Raw genomic sequence first — 17,924 nt, forward strand, 5'->3', positions numbered from 1 at the left:
TCAGCCGATCAGATCCCGCCGCTGGTGGCCGGCCATCCCGAACCCGGCGGCGACCAGCGCCAGCACGACCATCGTGAGGACCGCCGGCCAATTCACGCCCGTGGCGGGCACGGCCGCGAGGTGCGCGAACGGGGACAGGTTCCTCACCCAGCCGGGCGCGTCGACGCTGTCCGCCACGACCTGCAGCAGGAAGCCGCCGGCCGCGGGCAGTGAGCCGATGCCGGCCACCGCCCGGGGCGCCCAGCCGACGGCCAGCACGGCCGCGCCCGCGCAGAGCAGCACAACCGGCAGGACGTTCAACGTGCCGGCCAGCGCCGCTGCCAGCGGCAGGTCCGCGTCGACGGTCGCCGCCCCGGCCCAGGTGGCCACCGCCGCCGCCGCGAGCAGCACCACTGAGCCGGCGAGGACGGTGAACACCTCCGCGCCCAGCACGCGGTGCCGGGTGACGGGGAGGGCGTACAGGGGAGTCAGCCGCCGGTCGGCCTCCGCCGCGGCGAAGGCGCCCAGGCGTACCGCCGCGAACGTGCCGACCGGGACGGCGAGCAGGGCGAACATGCTGGCCGCGTAGCCGCGGACGCTGCCCAGCCCGGTGAAGCCCGCCTGCGCAGCGAGATCGGCGAAGCGGGGGTTGTCACTGAGGAACCGCGTCATCGACTCCGCGAGCACACCGATCAGCAGGAAGTACGCGCCGACGCCGGCCACCCAGCCGGCGAGCGGGCGCAGCAGCCGGCGCAGCGCGAACCCTTGCACCGAGCCGAGCAGGAGGCGCCAGGGTTGCCGTCCGGTGGCACCGGCGACCAGTCCGCCACCGACGTCTCGGCGGCCGGCGAGAAGGACCGCCGCGGCCCCGACGGCGAGCGTCCCGGCCGCCAGGACCACAAGCGGCAACACCCGGTCGTCGTGGTAGGGCCGGGTCAGCGCCAGCAGCCCGAACGGCGACAGCCACCGCAGCCAGGCCAGCGCGTCGACACCCTCGCCGACCATCCGGGACAGCAGCCCGACCCCGAGCACCGCGACGGTGGCGCCGGTGGCCCCAGCCCGCGTGGGGAACACCTGGGCGGCGAGGGTTGCGAGCGCGACCGCGAACAGTCCGGCGAGAGCGAGGCCCGCGCCGTGCCGGATCGCCCCGGACGCAGGGGTGCCGACCGCTACCAGTGCGACCGTGACCGCGACGCCGACGGTCGCCAAGACGACCGCCAGAACCAGCAGGTGCCGGCCCAGCACGGCCCGCAGGTCCAGCCGTCCGGCGAGCAGCAGGCTCCAGCGAGCGGCTTCCTCCTCGCCCCGGGTGATCCGGGTGACCGCCAGCAGTCCCCAGACCGACAACAGGACGGCGAGGACAGTTCCGGTGCGCCAGACGGTGAAGCCGCCCGGTGTGTCCAGCGCGACCGGCTCGCCGAACAGCGTGCGGACCGCCGGGTTCCCGCCCAGCGCCATCAGCGTGGCCAGGTCTGCCTCGGTGCCCATCGTGCTCTCGTACGTGTTGGCGACCAGGGCCGACATGCCCGCAGTGACGGCCAGCACGATCAGGCCGCCGCGCCGGACCTGGCGCACCGCGAGGCGGGTGATGGCATGCTCGGCGACCGCGGCTGTCACCGCTCCTCCCCGTAGTAGTCGAGGAAGATCTCCTCCAGGGTGGGCTCCCGCATGCTCATCGCCGTGACGTCGGCCGCCGTGATCCGGCGCAGCGCCAGACCTGGAGGCCCGGTCAGCGTGAACCGCAGGGTACTGTCGCCGCTGGTGTCAACAGCTCCGACGCCCGGCACGTCGCCGAGGTCCGGCACCGGGCCGGCGAACCGGGCCAGCACCTCGGTGCGGTGCAGCGCCCGGAGGTCGGGTACCGCCGCCACATCGATCAGCTTTCCGGCGCGGAGGATCCCCACCCGGTCACAGACGGCCTCGACCTCGGCCAGCTGGTGGGAGCAGAGGAAGACCGTCCGGCCGTCCGCGCGGGCCTCTGCGACCGTCCGCCGGAACTCCCGCTCCATCAGTGGATCGAGCCCGCTGGTCGGCTCGTCGAGGACCAGCAGCGGGGCTCGGGTGGCGAACGCCGCGACCAGCGCCACCTTCTGGCGGTTGCCGGTTGAGTAGGTGCCGGCCGGCTTCGACAGGTCGAGCGCGAATCGCCGGACCAGTTCGTCCCGGTAGCCACGGTCGATGCCTGGGCCGACCGCGCCGAGCAGTTCCAGCACCTCGGCACCGGTCAGGCGGGGCCACAGCGCCACGTCGGCGGGCACGTACGAGAGCCGCGCGTGCGCGGCGGCGACGTCGGCGGCGTCGGTGCCGAAGATCCACGCACGGCCGGAGGTCGGCCGGGCCAGGCCGAGCAGCAGCCGGATCGTCGTGGACTTGCCGGCGCCGTTCGGACCGAGGAAACCGAACACCTCCCCGGCGGAAACCGTCAGGTCCAGCCCGTCCAGGGCGGGCACTGGACCGTACCGCTTGGTCAAGGCTTCGGTGCGGATGGCGGGTGCGCTCACGGCAGCCTCCCGGGTCGTCGGGGCTCACGACTGCCGACCAGACTTCCCGGCACACCGCAGGCAGCGTAGCGCTCGCCGTCAACCCTGGCCCGGGTCACGGCGGTCGGTGGTAGACAGGGGCCGTGCGGCGACGACGGGGAACCCGAGCACGGCCGCGCGCCGCGCGTACCTCCGCCGCTCTGCTGGCGGTCGCGGCGCTGGCCGCCGGATGTCCCACGCCGGAGCCGTCCCCGCCACCGCCGTCCCCGCCGGCCTCGCCGTCCGCCGCGGCGCGCCTGCCCGGGTTCGTGGCGCTCGCCGACGTCGACCCCCGCATCCGCGCCGACCTGCGGTACGCCGGCCCGCACAACTTCGTCGGCCGCCCGCTGGCCGGCTACGACGAACCGCTCTGCCTGCTCACCCGACCGGCCGCCGAGGCGCTGCGCCGGGTGCAGGACGCCGCGCTGGCCCAGGGGCGCAGTCTCAAGGTCTACGACTGCTACCGCCCGCAGCCGGCGGTCGACGACATCGTGGCCTGGGCCCGCGAGCCCGGGCAGCAGCAGACGAAGGCGGAGTTCTACCCCCGGGTGGCGAAGTCGGAGCTGTTCGACCGCGGGTACGTCGGCGCGCCGACCGCGCACAGCCGGGGCAGCACCGTCGACCTGACCCTGGTGGACGTGGCCGCCCCGGGCCCCGCGCCGTACTCGCCCGGGCAGCCGCTGGTCGCCTGCACCGCCCCGGCCGGCCGGCGGTTCGCCGACGACAGCGTGGACATGGGCACCGGGTTCGACTGCTTCGACCCGCTCGCCCACACCGACAGCCCCCGCGTGGGCGGCACCGCCCGGGCCAACCGGAACCTGCTCCGGCAGCTGATGACGCGGGAGGGCTTCGTCAACTACGACCGAGAGTGGTGGCACTACCGCTACCGCGACGAGCCGTACCCCGACCGGTACTTCGACGCACCGGTGGCCCGCGCCTCGGTCGGCTGACCGGCCGGCGGGCGGTCAGCCGGCGGGGCGCCCACGTAGCGGCAGCCAGGCCAGCACGTCCCGGATCCGCGCGTCCCAGTACCCCCAGTCGTGGTCGCCGGGGGAGAACTCCACGGTCAACGGGACCCCGCGCTCCCGGGCGGCGTCGACGAACCGCACGTTGTCCTCGTACAGGAAGTCCTCGGTGCCGCAGGCGACGTAGAGCGCGGGCGGCTGTGCACCGTCCGCGCCGTACCGGTCGAGCAGCGCCACCGTGTCGTCCTCGGTGCCGACCACCGCGCGCTCGCCGAACACGGTGTGCCACACCCGCGGGTCCAGCGGGGCGGTCGGATGGTGGCGGCGACGCGCCACGTCGAGGGCACCGGACAGGCTCGCCGCCGCGGCGAACCGGTCCGGCGCCCGCAACGCCCACTTCACCGCGCCGTAGCCACCCATGGAGAGCCCGGCGACGTACGTGTCCTCCCGCCGCCGGGACAGCCGGAAGAAGTCGTGGCACACCGCCGGCAGTTCCTCGCTGAGGAACGTCCAGTACCGGTTGCCGTGCTCCTCGTCGGTGTAGAAGCTGCGCGCCACCTGCGGCATCACCACGGCCAGGCCGAGCGGCGCCACGTACCGCTCGATCGAGGTGCGGCGCAGCCAGATGGTGTCGTCGTCGGTGAGGCCGTGCAGCAGGTAGAGCACCGGCGGGTCGCCGGCCGGCGCGGCGCCGGCCATCCCGATCTGCGACGCGGTGCGCTGCGGCAGGATCACCGTCATCGACGTGGAGAGGCCGAGGACGTCGGAGTAGAAGTCAACGCGCATCAGGGCCACGACCGCCGATGCTACGCGTCGGCCGGCACGGTGGCCCGGCCGTCCGGCTCCGGCACGGCGGCTCGGCGGTCCGGCTCCGGCTCAGCGGTCCGGGCTGCCGGCCGGCGCCATCAGCCGCAGCGCGTTCGCGTCCAGGCCGATCCGGATCGGCGTCTCGCCGTACAGCTCGCCGTCGACCTCCACCGGCGCCGGCCGGTCGGTCTCCAGCCAGAGCTGACGCACGGCGAGGAACGGCTCGTCGACCAGCGTGCGGCGATGGCCGGTCGCCGCGTTGCGGGCGGTGTCGCGCAGCAGCCCGCGCCGGTCCGGGCCGCCCACCGGGTACGCGACCAGCAGCCGGTCGTCCGCGTTCGCGTCCGCCGTGATCGGCCGGCCCGCGTGGAAGCCGCCGTTGGCCACGTACAGCTGGTGGGTGACGAACTCGTGCTCCCGCCCCTCGGCGCGGACGGTGGCGCGCAACGGGCGGTGCCGGGCCAGCAGCGCCAGGGCCGTGACCGGGTACGCGAGCCGGCCGCCGACCCGCTTGAGCCGCGGCGGCGTGCCGGCCATCACGTCGGCGGACAGCCCGACGCCGACGTGGTTGGTGAACCGCAGGTTGCCGACGAGCCCGAGGTCCACGTCGATCACCTTGCCGTCGGTGAGCACCGCCACGGCCGCGGCCAGGTCGAGCGGTACGCCGACGGTGCGGGCGAAGTTGTTGGTGGTGCCCAGCGGCAGCACGCCGAGCGCCACGTCGCGATGCGCGAGCAGCCGCGCGGCGGTGCTCAGTGTGCCGTCCCCGCCGCCGGCGACGAGCAGGTCGGGGCTGAGCCCGACCGCCTCGGCGAGACACTCCTCCAACTGGCCGGGCCGGTCCACCGGGCAGGCGGCGAGCAGGTCGAAGCCGGCCGCCAGCAGCCGCGTACGGACGTGTTCGTACCGGTGGCGGCCCCGCCGGGAGCGGGCGTTGACGACCAGCGCCGCCCGCCGGCCCCGCCGGATCGCCGCGCCCAGCTCCTGCTTGGTCCGCATGCCACCGACCCTATCGCCGGTACCGCCGACCAATATCCATTGCGGGCGACGCCGGGCCGGCCGTACTGTCCACTCCGCAGCCCGGCAACGACCCAGGGAGTCCACCGTGAACAGCCTCGCAACACCCCGACCACGCGGCCGACGCCGCGCGGCGGTGCGGTGGCCGGCGAACGGACCGGCGGTCGCCGTCTCCAGTACCGGCGACCATGGTGGTGTGACTGACGCCCGCGCGTGACGCGGCGCCGCCCACCCCCGCCGGGTCGGGCGGCTTTTTCGTACCCGGCACGGGCCGTTGGAGCAACGGGAAGCTCACCCGGTTCTCAACCGGGAGGTTGCGGGTTCGAACCCCGCACGGCCTACCTGGCGACGCCGCCCGGCGTCAGCCGGTAAGCGGTTGTAGCGCAGCCCGGTAGCGCGTCACCCCGCCACGGTGAAGATCGTCGGTTCGAATCCGGCCAACCGCTCTGCCTCCGGTCCCGCCTCCGGCGGGACCGTCCCACGATTCGAGGAGACGACGATGGGCTTCACCCCGCTGGCCGGCACCCGCGCGCCGGTACGGGTCTGGACCGACCCGTACGGCATCGAGCCGCAGGCCGCCCGGCAGCTGCGCAACATCGGCGCGCTGCCGTGGGTCGAGGGTGTCGCCGTCATGCCCGACGTCCACTTCGGCAAGGGCGCCACCGTCGGCTCGGTCATCGCGATGCGGCAGGCCGTGTCGCCGGCCGCCGTCGGCGTCGACATCGGCTGCGGCATGTCCGCGGTCCGGACCTCGCTCACCGCCGACGACCTGCCCGACGACCTCGCCGGCCTGCGGTCCGCCGTCGAGGCGGCCATCCCGGTCGGCTTCGCCCAGCGGGACACCCCGGTGGACCCGCGCCGGGTACGCGGGCTGGAGCAGCGCGGCTGGGACGACTTCTGGCGGCGGTTCGGCGATCTCGACCGGGGGGTGGCGCAGTTGGAGACGCGGGCGCAGCGGCAGCTGGGCACGCTCGGCGGCGGCAACCACTTCATCGAGGTCTGCCTCGAGCAGGGCGGCGCGGACGCCGGCCGGGTGTGGCTGATGCTGCACTCCGGGTCGCGCAACATCGGCAAGGAGCTGGCCGAGCGGCACATGGCGGTCGCCCGGCGGCTGCCGCACAACGCCGACCTGCCCGACCGGGACCTGGCCGTCTTCCTCGCCGGCACGACGGAGATGGCCGCCTACCGCCGGGACCTGTGGTGGGCGCAGGAGTACGCCCGGCGCAACCGCGCGGTCATGCTCGCCGTGCTCTGCGAGGTCGTGCGGGAGCGGTTCCCGCAGGCACGGTTCGACGAGCCGGTGAGCTGCCACCACAACTACGTGTCGGAGGAGACGTACGACGGCGTCGACCTGCTGGTCACCCGCAAGGGGGCGATCCGGGCCGGGCGGGGGGAGCTCGGCATCATCCCCGGGTCGATGGGGACCGGCTCGTACATCGTCCGGGGCCGGGGAAACCCGGACGCGTACCACTCGGCGTCGCACGGCGCGGGTCGCCGGATGTCGCGGGCGCAGGCCAAGCGGACGTACAGCACCGACGACCTGGCCAAGCAGACCGCGGGGGTGGAGTGCCGCAAGGACGCCGGGGTGGTCGACGAGATCCCGGCCGCGTACAAGGACATCACCGAGGTGATGACGCAGCAGGAGGACCTGGTTGAGGTGGTGGCGCACCTCAAGCAGGTGGTCTGCGTCAAGGGCTGAGCGCCGGGGCGGCGGCCGGTGAGCGGACCTCAGCGGCGGGGGGCAAGGCGTACCGGCACCGCGACGACCTTCGTACGCGAGCCGTCCTCGGGGGACACCTCGTACACCTCGACCGTGCCGTCCTGCTCCCGGTCGACGCGGAAGCTCACCGCGGCCCGGTAGTCGCCCCGGCAGCCGGAACCGCAGGTGGCGGTGGTGAACCCGGTGGCGAGTTCGCGGCCGGCGGCGTCCAGCACGCGCACGCTGACCGTCGCCTCGTACACGTCGGCCGTGCCGGTGACCGTGACCGGGCTGGTGACCCGCGCGCCGATCACCGGGGCGGTGACCACGATCGGCGGCAGCAGGTCGGCGTAGGTGGCGCGGTCGACCGGGGTCGCGGTGCCGAAGCGCACCCGCCGGACGGTGGGGAACTGGGTGAGCGTCCACACCACCTGCGCCTCGCGCAGCCGCGTCGCGGTCGGGCCGCCCGTCGTCGCCACCGCCGGCAGCACCGCGGTCCCGTCGGCGATCCGGGTGACCTCGGCGCCGGCCGGGACCAGGGTGGCCAGCCCGGTCGCGGCCTCCTCCGCCGAGGGCCCGGCCGCCAGTTCGGTCAACGCCAGCCGGGACGTGGCGACCGTCGGCGGCCGGGTACGCCGGGTCGGCACGATCCGCCCGTCGCGGACGTACCAGAGCTCGATGGTGAGCGCGCCCGACGGCGCCGCGGTCGGGCCGGGCGGAGCCGGTGCGGTCGTGGTCGGGCCGGTTGATCGGGTCGGGACCGGGGCGCTCGACGGCGCGGCGGTCGCGGTGGACGCGGCCGGCGCTACCGCGGTCGGCGCCGGTCCGAGCGACCCGGAGCGCGGCTCGGCGCAGCCGCCCGCCGCGAGCAGGGCGGCGACGGTCGTCGCGGCGATGCCCCGCCTCATGGCGTGCCGCCCGGTGTCGCCCGCCGCTGTTGCGCTTCCTCGTGGCCGCCGGCCGGCATGTCGCCGCGGCTGCGCGGCACGCTGCCGGCTGCGGTCGCCCGCCCGGTGCCGGTCGCCGGCTCCGTCCGGCCGACCGCGTCGCCGCCGTGACGAGCGACCGGCAGCGACGGGTCGGCGCCGATGTCCCCGGCGGCGGTGTCCGGTCCGGTGGCGGGGAGCGTGAGCCGGAAGTGGGTGCCCGCGCCGGGTGCGCTCGCCACGCTCAGCCGGCCGCCGAGCAGTCGGGCGTTCTCCCAGGCGATGGCGAGGCCCAGCCCGCTGCCGCGGCTGGAACGGGCCGGATCGACCTTGTAGAAGCGGTCGAAGAGCCGGGGCAGGTGCTCGGCGGGGATGCCCGGACCCCTGTCGCTGACGTCGAAGACGACCTCCGACCCGGCCCGGTGGACGCCGACCCGGACCTCGCCGCCGCCGTGCTCGACCGCGTTGGCGACGAGGTTCGCGAGGACGCGCTCCAGCCGGCGCGGGTCGGTCGGCAGTTCCACCGGCTGCGCGTCGACGGCGACCCGCTCCGCCCACCCCCGGGACCGCAGGATCGACCTCAGCAGCGCGGCGGCGTCGACCGTGGTCACGGCGAGCGCCTCCCGGCCCGCGTCGAGGCGGGAGATCTCCATCAGGTCCTCGACCAGCCGGCGTAGCCGGACCACGTCGGCGACCAGCAGCTCGCCGGCCCGCCGCGCGTCGTCGGGCAGCCGGTCCAGGTGGTCGCGCAGCAGCGAGGCCGCGGCCACCAGGGCGGTGACCGGGGTACGCAGTTCGTGCGCGACGTCGGCGGTGAACCGCCGCTCCCGGGCCTGGGCCCGCGACAGCGCCTCGATCCGGTCCTGCAGCGCTTCAGCCATCTCGTTGAAGGACGCCGCCCAGACGCTGAACTCGTCCCGGCCGCGCACCGGCAGCCGGGTGGCGAGCAGCCCCTCGGTGAGGGCCCGGGCGGCCCGGCTGGCCCGGCCGACCGGGTCCAGGGTGCGGCGGGCGAGGGCGTGTCCCACCGCGGCGGCGAGCAGCACCACCAGCACCCAGCCGGCCAGCAGCGCGGTCCGAAGCTGGTCGAGGTCCGCCGCGATGTCGTCCTCGACGGTGACCACGTACAGCTCGGCGGTCGAGCCGGGGATGCGGCCGCCGACCACGAGCAGGCGGGGCCGGGCGGACGGCGCGCTGCGTTCGTACCCGAGCTGCCCGGCCGCCACGGTGGCCCGCAGCCCGGCGCCCAGCGGCGGCGCGAACGCGGGATTCGACGGGTACGCCTCGCCGTCGACGAGAACCACGTGCCGCGCGCTGCCCTCGAAGCTGGCGAGCAGGTCGGCGCGGCGGCGGTCGGTCAGCGGCGCGAACTGCCCGGCGAGCACCAACTGGTAGCGGGCGTCGGCGGCGGCCTGCTGCACCGAGGCGTCGAAGCGGACCTGCCGCAGCAGCGCGTACGAACCGCCGGCGAGCAGCCCGGCGGAGACGCCGGCGACGAGCACGAACGCGACGGTCAGCCGGCGACGCAGGCGGCCGGGGACGACCGGGTCGGCGGTCCGCACCGGGCACCTCCCCTCAGGCCGGGGCGAGCTTGTAGCCGGCGCCCCGGACGGTCCGGACCAGTCGGGGGTTCGCCGGATCGTCCTCGATCTTGGCGCGGAGCCGCTGCACCGCCACGTCGACGAGCCGGGAGTCGCCGAGGAAGTCGTGGTTCCACACCCGCTCCAGCAGCAGTTCCCGGGTGAAGACCTGGCCGGGCCGGCGAGCCAGCTCCAGCAGCAGCCGGAACTCGGTGGCCGTCAGGGTCAGGTCCCGCCCGTGCTTGCGGGCCACGAAGCTGCCCGGGTCGATCTCCAGGCCGCCGATCTCGATGGTGACCGGGGTCGGCGCGGCGGTGACCCGGCGCAGGACCGAGCGGACCCGGGCGACCAGCTCCGGCAGGTCGAACGGCTTGCGCAGGTAGTCGTCGGCGCCGCACTCGAGCCCGACGACCACGTCGATGGTGTCGGTGCGCGCGGTCAGCATGAGGATCGGCACCTGGCTGGTCCGCCGGATCTCCCGGCAGACCTCGAAGCCGTCCAGGCCGGGCAGCATCACGTCCAGCACGATCAGGTCGACCGGGCGCGCCCGCCAGGCGGCGAGCCCCGACCGGCCGTCCACGGCGGTGTCCACCCGGAAACCGGCGCGCCGCAGCCCGAGGGCGGTCACCTCACGGATGGAGGCGTCGTCCTCCACGACCAGCACGCGGCCTTCCATGCTGCGAGGGTAGCCCTGGGAAGGTGGCGGCCGACCTGGCGAAACGGTCGGTGTGGGAGGCCCGGCCGGGGCCGGGCCCCCCACGCTCGTCATTCCTGCCACTGGTGGGCGACGTCGAGGACGATCCGGCTGTGCGTACCGGGGCCGGCCAGGACGAACACCCGGAACGGCAGCCGCGCCCGAACGCCGACGGCGAAGGTGGTGTAGCCCTCGAAGCTGCCGGCGAACACCACGTCACGCAGCGTCCGGTAGCGCAGGACGTTGGCGGCGTGCTCGCCGACCCGGTACGGGACGGTGGCCACGTGCTCGTCGTCGTACGCCGGGGCCTGCAGGGAGACCCGCAGCAGCTCGTCGCCGGCGGTGTACGGCGACAGCGCCAGCCCTTCGCCCTCGGTCCACGTCTCGCCGTAGGTGACCGTGTAGCCGTTCACCGGGCCGGCGAACTCGAAGACCACCCGGTCGAAGCAGTCGTGTCGCCCGGTGCGCACGTCGATGAGCGGTGCGCTGCTCAGCGAGCCCGCCGACTTCGTCAGGCTGCCCCAGGTGATCCCGCAGTACGGCGCGCCTGCCGCGGCCTTCGTCGTCGTGGTCGCCGCCGTGCCGGTGCCCGCGCCGGCGACCAGCCCGGCGAGTGCGACCACCAGCACCATGAGTCCATTCCTGATCCGCATCTGTCTCCTCCTGCCGTTCGCGTCCCGGCGGGTCGGCCGGGACGGCTGCGTCCGGCGCCGTGCGGGCCGGTGTCGGTGGTCCGGCGCCGTCGACGGACCCGGATCCACCGTGGAGGTCGTCCGGCACAGCAGCTTCGCCGTGCCGTAACGCGCACGTAACAGCAGGTCGGGCGTCCGGGGAACGGTCGTGGCCGGCCCGAGCGCGGTCCGTCGGTATGACGCTTCCGCTATGCCGGACATCGGCGGCCTTCGATTTAACATCCATCTACATCGATGGCTGGCGGCGGCGCGCCGCCGACTACCAAGGGGAGTGAGATGCTCAGAAGACAACTGCTGCGCGCGGCCGGAGCCGTGCTGGCGGCGATGCTCGCGGCGGCCGGGGTGCAGGTCGCCACCGGCGCGCCGGCAGCGGCCGCCCGCACCGTCTACTACGACGCGAGCCGGGCTGGCGAGTTCCGCACGAACTTCGACCAGGCGGCCCAGATCTGGAACAGCTCGGTCAGCAACGTCCGGCTGGTGCCGCGGACGCCCGGCAACATCACCATCTACGTCGACAGCGGCTGGCCGCGGGCGCAGGTCACCGGGCTCGGCTCCGGCCGGATCTGGATGGGCTGGACCGCGGTCAACCAGGGGTACGACCGCACCCGCATCGCCAGCCACGAGCTCGGCCACACCCTCGGCCTGCCCGACCGGCGCACCGGCCTCTGCTCCGATCTGATGTCCGGCAGCAGCGCGCCCGTGTCCTGCCGCAACGCGTACCCCAGCTCGGCCGAGGCGTCCCGGGTGAACCAGCTCTTCGCCGGCAGCCGAACGACGGTCGAGACCGGCACGTTCACCTGGCAGTCCGAAGAGGTCACGCCGTTCGTGGTGGGTGGCCGGCCGGCCACCGAGAACTACCCGTGGCTGGTCTACACCTCCGGCTGCACCGGCACCCTGATCAAGTCGAACTGGGTGGTCACCGCGCGGCACTGCCCGACCCCGTCCTCGGTCCGGGTCGGCAGCGTCAACCGCAGCAGCGGCGGCACCGTGGTCCGGGTGACCCGGGCGGTCAACCACCCCAGGATCGACGTCAAGCTGATGCAGCTGGCCAGCTCCGTGTCGTACGCCCCGGCGCCGATCCCGAGCACGTCCGGCGCGGTCGGCACCGCGACCCGGATCATCGGCTGGGGTCTGACCTGCCCGAACCGGGGCTGCGGCTCGGCCCCGACGGTCGCCCACGAGCTGGACACGTCGATCGTGTCGGACAGCCGGTGCATCGGCATCGACGGCCCGTACGAGATCTGCACCAACAACACGGGCGGCAACTCCGGCGCCTGCTACGGCGACTCCGGCGGTCCGCAGGTGCGGCGGATCAACGGGGTGTGGAACCTGATCGGCGCCACCAGCCGCGCGGGCAACAACAACGCCACGTGCGCCACCGGCCCGTCGATCTACGGTGACCTTCCGTCGATTCGCTCCTGGATCAACACGCAGGTCGGCGGCCTCCCGGCCTGACCGTGAGGAAGGGTCCCTCGTCAACGCCGCGCGTTGTACCAGGGGCCCTTCCTGACACCCTGAACGGGCCGGTGTGGTGTCACCGCGTGCTCACGGAGTGCGGTACGGTGCCACCACGCCGATCCCTCCGAGGTGAACCATGCCTGCCGTGGCCGCGCTCGCGCTCACCCTGGCGCTCGCCCCCACCCCGACGCCGTCCGTCGCCGAATCGCCGTCGCCCTCCGGCGGGCTGGTCGGAGGTCTGCTCGATGGGGTCGGCGGCCTGGTGGGCGATCTCCTCGGCGGTGGCGGCGGCCCGTCGCCGGAGGCCACGCCGACCGGCGGCACGCCGGCGGCCACTTCCGGGCAGTCGGCCCCGCCGCCCTCGGCCCAGCCGGCACCGGCCGCGACCGACGCCGTCCCGGCGGTGCCCGGCGGTGACGGCGCCGGTGTCCGCGCACCCGGCACTGCCACGCAGCCGGGGCCGGCGGCGAGCGGCCTCCCGGAGGCGCTTCCCGGTCCGGCGGCGGAGCGCGGCGGGGAGCCCGGTCGGCTCCTGGTGTACGCCCTCGCCGTGGGCGTGGCGGCGGTACCGGTGCTGCTGGCGCTGCGGCGGCGCAGGCCCTCGGCCGCGGCCTCCGTCGCTGCTCCCGCCCCCGCGGCCGGCGCGTCCGGTCCGGCCGGCCCGCCCGGTCTGGAGCCGGAGCCGGCACCGGACAACGTGTCCCGGTTGCCGACCGACCTCAACGCCATCTACGAGTTGGGCCGCCTCGACGAGCGCCTCAGCCAGGAGCGCAACCGCCCCTCGTGATCGCCGCCCGGCCACCGGACCGTCCGCTCGGAGGCGGCCGGCGGCCAGCGCCGCCACCGCCAGGGCGGGTCTGCGCCACCTCCGGCCACAGCCCGGCCGCCTCCGGCGGCTGACCCTGCCCCCGCGCGTCCCCTCCGCGCTCCCGAGGTGCGGCAGTTTCGGGGAGGGTGCTGTCTCGGTCGGTGTTGGGGGGATGTCTTCGCTGATGTTGTCGTCTCCTCGGGGGAGGCGGGGGTGGGGATGGCGGAACGGGCCGGCCCCTGTTGGGGCCGGCCCGTTGGTGGGTGGTGCGGGTGTCAGTTGGTGGAGTAGCCGCGGGTGGCGATCCAGTCGGCGAGGGCGTCGGTGGTGATCCAGTACTCGGCGGTGTTCGGGTTCGCCGAGTCGGTGATCTTGACCTCGTGGCCGCTGTCGCGGTAGCCGGTCACGGAGATGTAGTGTCCGCCCTCGAAGGAGTGCAGGCCGCCGTCGACGTCGGTGGCGGTGCCGGCGATGTTGGCCACCACGGCCCGGCCGTCGTCGATGGTGCGCACGATGTCGGCGCGCAGCTTGTCGGTCTGCTTGTCGTCGGCGCGCGGCGAGCTGATCTCGACGCTGCGGTAGACGTCCTTACCGGTCTCCTTGTTCAGTACCGGGGTGATGTCGTTGATCGAGTTGGTGCCGGCCTCGGTGGTGCCCATCCGCTCGGCCATCGAGTCGACGTCGATGTCCTTGCCCTGCACGGACAGGGCGTTACGGGCCGCGGCCGGGCCGCAGTAGTAGAAGTTCGGCTGTGCCTGGTAGTCCACCCGCAGTTCCCGCTCGCCCTTGCGGTCGGCCTGCACGGCCGCCGGCTTGTCGGTGGTGGGGGCGGCGAACACGGCGGTCGCGGGGGCGGCCACCGCGCCGCCGGTGACGAGGACACCAGCGGTGGTCAGCACGGTCTTACGCAGCAGATCGGTACGCATGATCGAAGCCCTTTCACTCGGGGGTACACGCCACCGGCGAGGGGGGATGCCGTGCGGCGCGGTCAGGAAAGGTGGATCAAGAAGGGACCAGCCCGGCCGGGGTGCTCCGGGGGTCCGGGGAGATGTAACCGTCGGGGGTCCCGGGTCATTCCCGGCGGCCGGCCACCCCGAGACGGGGGCGGGGCCAGGGTCCCGCGGTCACGACCATGTACAACGACCCGGCCCACCCACCCATTCCACGACCCGGGTGACCCCCACCACCCGACACCGCACCCCAAACCGGACAACCGCGCCCGGGATACCCGGCGGAAACCGCACACCGCATGCCAGGCGGCGAATCAGCCCGGCCACCCCAAACCGGACACCACGCCCACCGGTCCGCCGGAAACCCGACAGCCGCGCCGGACTTCACTCGCCCGACAGCGGCGACGTCGGTGCGTCCGACCGACTGCAATGCCCTGACCTGCCGAAACCGGAGTGGACGAAGGCGGCGGCGAGGCGACGGGTCGCCCTCCGTGAGGTGCTCGTATTCTTTCGGCGAACCTCTTCGGGATGCGCCGGCCCGCGCCGGCGCCGCTTCGCGGACGAAAGGAAACGGTGTGAGCACCGAGACGTTGGAGTTCCAGGCCGAGGCGCGTCAGCTGCTCCAGCTGATGGTCCACTCGATCTACTCGAACAAGGACGTCTTCCTGCGGGAGCTGATCTCGAACGCCTCGGACGCGCTGGACAAGCTGCGCCTGGCTTCGCTGATCGACAAGGACCTCCAGGTCGACACGGCCGACCTGCACATCGCCATCGAGGTCGACCGGGCGGCACGCACCCTGACCGTGCGGGACAACGGCATCGGCATGTCCCGGGACGAGGTCGTCGAGGTGATCGGCACGATCGCCAAGTCGGGCACCGCGGAGCTGCTGCGCAAGCTGCGGGAGTCGACCGACGCGGCGACGTCCCAGGAGCTGATCGGCCAGTTCGGCGTCGGCTTCTACGCGGCGTTCATGGTCGCCGACCGGGTCGAGCTGGTCACCCGCAGGGCGGGGGAGAGCGGCGGCACCCGCTGGGAGTCGACGGGCGAGGGCACGTACACGATCGCGCCGGTCGCGGACGCGCCGCAGGGCACCGCCGTCACGCTGCACCTCAAGCCGACCGACACCGAGGACAACCTGCACGACTACACCGCCGAATGGACGATCCGGCAGATCGTCAAGCGGTACTCCGACTTCATCGCCCACCCCATCCGGATGGCCGTCGAGCGGCCCGGCACCGACGGCGGCGAGCCGACCACCGAGGTGCAGACCCTCAACTCGATGAAGGCGCTGTGGGCGCGGGCCCGCGACGAGGTCGAGCCGGCCGAGTACCACGAGTTCTACAAGCACGTCAGCCATGACTGGGCCGACCCGCTCGAGGTCGTGCACATGCGGGGCGAGGGCACCTTCGAGTACGAGGCGCTGCTCTTCCTGCCCTCGCACGCCCCGCTGGACCTCTTCTCCCCGCAGGGCCGCCGCGGCGTCCAGCTCTACGTCAAGCGCGTCTTCATCATGGACGACTGCGAGGCGCTGATGCCCTCGTACCTGCGCTTCGTCAAGGGCGTGGTGGACGCCCACGACCTGTCGCTGAACATCTCCCGCGAGATCCTCCAGCAGGACCGGCAGATCCAGGTGGTCCGCCGCCGGCTGGTGAAGAAGGTCCTCGCCACCGTCAAGGACCTCAAGGCCAATCAGCCGGAGAAGTACCGCACCTTCTGGACCGAGTTCGGCGCCGCGCTCAAGGAGGGGCTGATCGACGACACGGAGAACCGGGACACCCTCCTGGAGATCCTCTCCGTCGCGTCCACCCACGACGCCGCCGAGCCGACCGACCTCGCCGGTTACGTCAGCCGCATGAAGGACGGCCAGAGCGACATCTACTACGCCACCGGCGAGTCCCGGACGACCATCGAGAACTCGCCGCACATGGAGGCGTTCCGCGCCAAGGGCTACGAGGTGCTGCTGCTCACCGACCCGGTCGACGAGGTGTGGGTCGACCGGGTCGGCCAGTACGACGGCAGGACGCTGCGCTCCATCGCCAAGGGCCAGGTCGACCTGGACACCGAGGACGAGCGCAAGGAGGCCGAGGCCGAGCGGGAGCGGCAGCGCGCCGACTACGCCGACCTGCTGACCTGGCTCGGCAGCGCCCTCGCCGACCAGGTCAAGGAGGTCCGCCTGTCGTCCCGGCTGACCACCTCCCCGGCCTGCGTCGTCGGCGACGCGCACGACCTCACGCCCACCCTGGAGAAGATGTACCGGGCGATGGGCCACGAGGTGCCGCAGGTCAAGCGCATCCTGGAGCTGAACCCGACGCATCCGCTGGTCAGCGGGCTGCGTAAGGCCCGCGAGCAGGGCGGCACGGAGGAGTCGCTCACGGAGACCGCCGAGCTGCTGTACGGGATGGCGCTGCTCGCCGAGGGCGGGGAGTTGGCCGACCCGTCCCGGTTCACGCGGATCCTCGCCGAGCGGCTCGCCCGTACCCTCTGAGCGGCCGTGCGGGGCGCCGGGCCGCCGGCGCCCCGGTCAGCCCGCGGCGGCCGGGCGCGACGCCACCCACCAGCCGGTCGTCGCCACGACCGCGACCACGCCGCTGAGCAGGAACGGCGCGACCAGGCCGGCACTGGCGGCGAGGGCGCCGCCGGCCAGGGCGCCCAGCGCCGTGCAGCTGTAGGTGAGCGTGCGGGAGGCGGCCACGACCCGGCCGAGCAGGCCCTCGGGTACCAGCCGGTGCCGCAGCGACAGCGCTGCGACGTTGAGTACGGCGAACGAGGCGCTGGTCAGGACCACGACGACGACGGCCGCGACCCGGTTCGGGGCGACGACCAGCAGGACGGGCACGCCACCGGTCAGCGCCAGCGTCACGGCGAGCACGTCGCGGTGGCGGAACCGCTGGAGCACCCGGTCGGCGAGGAGGGAACCGGTCAGCCCGCCGGCCGCGCCGGTGGCCAGCAGCAGGCCGAAGCCGAGCGCGCCGAGGCCGAGGCTCTCCCGCGCGTACAGGACGAAGATCGCGAACCATGCGGTGTCGGCGGCCGCGATCGCCGCGCCGACGATCACCAGCGTCCGCAGCACCGGCTGCCGGACGAGCCACCGCAGCCCGGCCAGGACGCCCCCGCCCCGGGTCCCGCCGGCCTCCGTTCCGGCCTTCGCGACCGGCGGCCGGGCCAGGCTCAGCGGCAGCGACAGCACGAGCATCACGGCGAGGGCGAGGGCAGCGCCGTTGACGGCGAACGGCAGCGCCGCGCCGACGACGAACAGCAGCGACCCGACCGGTGGGCCCACGAACTCGTTGCCGACGATCTCGCCGGCGACCAGGCGCCCGTTGGCCTTCTCCAGGTGCTCGTCGCGGACGAGGCGCGGCACGGCGGTCTGCGCGGCGGTGTCGCGCAGCGTCTCGCCGACGCCGAGCAGGAAGGACGCCGCCACCACCAGCGCGATCGTCGCCCAGCCCGTCGCGACGGCCACGGCCAGGGTGGCCAGGACGAGCACGCGACCGGCGTCGGCGGTGGCGATGACCGCGCGGGCGCCGCGGCGGTCGGCGAGCACGCCGGCGAGCAGGCCGGTGACCAGCCAGGGCAGGAACTGCGCTGCGGCGACCGCGGCCACGGCGACCGGGTCGTCACTCAGTGCGGCCGCCAGCAGGGGGAACGCCGCCACCCGGATGCCGTCACCCAGGTTGGCCAGGGCGGCGGCGGTCCAGAACGTCCAGAACGGGCGGCCGAGGGAGCGGTCAGCAACCATGCACCAGACGGTATCGCCCAGGCGTGTCCAGGCGCGTCGACAGGGGGCCCCTCTCACCTCGCCCGGCGTTGACAAGGAATCCTTTCCTTG

Annotated in this window: 15 protein-coding genes and 2 tRNA genes; 7 read left to right on the forward strand and 10 right to left on the reverse strand. The window is 74.2% G+C overall.

The features are described 5' to 3' along the window. Entirely contained in the window at positions 1–1,596 is a 1,596-nt protein-coding gene (locus EV376_RS18475; RefSeq protein ID WP_130324944.1) for an ABC-2 transporter permease, read from the reverse strand. Continuing rightward, positions 1,593–2,480 carry an ABC transporter ATP-binding protein gene (locus tag EV376_RS18480; RefSeq protein WP_486482683.1) on the reverse strand — a complete coding sequence of 296 codons (888 nt, stop codon included), beginning with the start codon at positions 2,478–2,480 and terminating at the stop codon, positions 1,593–1,595. Before EV376_RS18480 ends, EV376_RS18475 begins: the two co-directional genes overlap by 4 nt. Before the next feature lie 122 nt (positions 2,481–2,602). Here EV376_RS18480 and EV376_RS18485 point away from each other — a divergent pair, with 122 nt between their 5' ends. Then, positions 2,603–3,448, forward strand: a complete 846-nt coding sequence (locus EV376_RS18485) for a M15 family metallopeptidase (RefSeq protein WP_486482684.1) — start codon at positions 2,603–2,605, stop codon at positions 3,446–3,448. A 15-nt stretch (positions 3,449–3,463) separates the two neighbouring features. Here the strand turns inward: EV376_RS18485 and EV376_RS18490 are convergent, their stop codons facing one another. Together EV376_RS18490 and EV376_RS18495 are read right to left on the reverse strand one after the other, a co-directional pair. Beyond that, positions 3,464–4,258 (reverse strand): alpha/beta hydrolase, encoded by a 795-nt coding sequence (locus EV376_RS18490; protein ID WP_130324946.1) that lies wholly within the window; start codon positions 4,256–4,258, stop codon positions 3,464–3,466. Positions 4,259–4,339: 81 nt separating this feature from the next. Beyond that, positions 4,340–5,269, reverse strand: a complete 930-nt coding sequence (locus EV376_RS18495) for a diacylglycerol kinase family protein (protein ID WP_130324948.1) — start codon at positions 5,267–5,269, stop codon at positions 4,340–4,342. A 286-nt stretch (positions 5,270–5,555) separates the two neighbouring features. Here EV376_RS18495 and EV376_RS18500 point away from each other — a divergent pair. From EV376_RS18500 to EV376_RS18510, 3 genes are all read left to right on the forward strand, one after another. Further along, positions 5,556–5,628, forward strand: a tRNA-Glu gene (locus tag EV376_RS18500). A gap of 31 nt (positions 5,629–5,659) precedes the next feature. Beyond that, a tRNA-Gly gene (locus tag EV376_RS18505) sits at positions 5,660–5,733 on the forward strand. A 53-nt stretch (positions 5,734–5,786) separates the two neighbouring features. Further along, complete coding sequence (locus EV376_RS18510; protein ID WP_130324950.1) at positions 5,787–6,986, forward strand: RtcB family protein; 1,200 nt, start codon at positions 5,787–5,789, stop codon at positions 6,984–6,986. A 29-nt stretch (positions 6,987–7,015) separates the two neighbouring features. On the opposite strand, the gene EV376_RS18515 is transcribed toward EV376_RS18510, so the two are convergent. The 4 genes from EV376_RS18515 to EV376_RS18530 form a co-directional block, all read right to left on the reverse strand. Further along, positions 7,016–7,894, reverse strand: a complete 879-nt coding sequence (locus EV376_RS18515; protein ID WP_130324952.1) for a Gmad2 immunoglobulin-like domain-containing protein — start codon at positions 7,892–7,894, stop codon at positions 7,016–7,018. After that, positions 7,891–9,474 (reverse strand): sensor histidine kinase, encoded by a 1,584-nt coding sequence (locus EV376_RS18520; protein ID WP_130324954.1) that lies wholly within the window; start codon positions 9,472–9,474, stop codon positions 7,891–7,893. The genes EV376_RS18515 and EV376_RS18520 overlap by 4 nt, the downstream gene beginning before the upstream one ends. A 13-nt stretch (positions 9,475–9,487) precedes the next feature. Next, positions 9,488–10,168 (reverse strand): response regulator transcription factor, encoded by a 681-nt coding sequence (locus tag EV376_RS18525; RefSeq protein WP_130324956.1) that lies wholly within the window; start codon positions 10,166–10,168, stop codon positions 9,488–9,490. Between the two features lie 89 nt (positions 10,169–10,257). Then, positions 10,258–10,839: an AMIN-like domain-containing (lipo)protein gene (locus tag EV376_RS18530; protein ID WP_207228202.1), complete on the reverse strand. Its 582-nt coding sequence runs from the start codon at positions 10,837–10,839 to the stop codon at positions 10,258–10,260. 363 nt (positions 10,840–11,202) lie between these two features. On the opposite strand from EV376_RS18530, the gene EV376_RS18535 reads away from it, so the two are divergent. Then, positions 11,203–12,333, forward strand: a complete 1,131-nt coding sequence (locus EV376_RS18535) for a snapalysin family zinc-dependent metalloprotease (protein ID WP_486482906.1) — start codon at positions 11,203–11,205, stop codon at positions 12,331–12,333. Positions 12,334–12,472: 139 nt separating this feature from the next. Further along, positions 12,473–13,123 carry a hypothetical protein gene (locus EV376_RS18540; RefSeq protein WP_130324960.1) on the forward strand — a complete coding sequence of 217 codons (651 nt, stop codon included), beginning with the start codon at positions 12,473–12,475 and terminating at the stop codon, positions 13,121–13,123. 296 nt (positions 13,124–13,419) lie between these two features. Here the strand turns inward: EV376_RS18540 and EV376_RS18545 are convergent, their stop codons facing one another. After that, positions 13,420–14,070: a C39 family peptidase gene (locus tag EV376_RS18545; RefSeq protein WP_130324962.1), complete on the reverse strand. Its 651-nt coding sequence runs from the start codon at positions 14,068–14,070 to the stop codon at positions 13,420–13,422. Positions 14,071–14,669: 599 nt separating this feature from the next. On the opposite strand from EV376_RS18545, the gene htpG reads away from it, so the two are divergent. After that, positions 14,670–16,580 carry a molecular chaperone HtpG gene (htpG, locus tag EV376_RS18550; protein ID WP_130324964.1) on the forward strand — a complete coding sequence of 637 codons (1,911 nt, stop codon included), beginning with the start codon at positions 14,670–14,672 and terminating at the stop codon, positions 16,578–16,580. A gap of 36 nt (positions 16,581–16,616) precedes the next feature. Here the strand turns inward: htpG and EV376_RS18555 are convergent, their stop codons facing one another. Next, positions 16,617–17,834 carry an MFS transporter gene (locus tag EV376_RS18555; protein WP_130324966.1) on the reverse strand — a complete coding sequence of 406 codons (1,218 nt, stop codon included), beginning with the start codon at positions 17,832–17,834 and terminating at the stop codon, positions 16,617–16,619. Between the last annotated feature and the right edge of the window lie 90 nt (positions 17,835–17,924).

The sequence above is a fragment of the Micromonospora sp. CNZ295 genome (genome assembly GCF_004217535.1).